The sequence below is a fragment of the Planomonospora algeriensis genome, from assembly GCF_977012225.1.
This window is the reverse complement of the sequence record NZ_CDRNDK010001138.1, coordinates 1-337: the sequence shown is the minus strand read 5'-3', so window position 1 is coordinate 337 and position 337 is coordinate 1. Positions and strand designations below refer to the sequence as shown.

Annotated in this window: 1 protein-coding gene; it reads left to right on the top strand. The window is 73.9% G+C overall.

Annotated features, from left to right (window positions below):
- Nucleotides 1–46: 46 nt before the first annotated feature.
- Nucleotides 47–337, top strand: a 291-nt coding sequence (locus ACWJ6R_RS38170) for a hypothetical protein (RefSeq protein WP_449066825.1), incomplete at its 3' end; no start/stop codon positions are given.

The window sequence follows — 337 nt, the reverse complement described above, 5'->3', positions numbered from 1 at the left end:
CCTGCTCGTGCTGTACGGCATCGGCCCGCTGGCTTTCCTCGCGGACATGGTCATCGACCGCGACTGCCTCTCCTCGTGGGGAGGATGGGAAGGAGTACGGTTCTTCCTCGACCAGACCGTGGCGCCCGTACTGGCCGCGCTGTGCATGCTGGCGGCCGTGCGACGGCCCCGCCACCGCCTGCGCTCCCTGGCCCGCGTCCTGACCCGCGCCCTGCGAACGCGCCGGCCGCGACGGGCCGTGGCGGGCGCGGCCGCACTGGCCGTGCTGGGACTGGTGCCGGTGACCGACTTCGGCTCAGGCCGCATCACGACCGCCGACCAGTGCCCGCCCACCGAC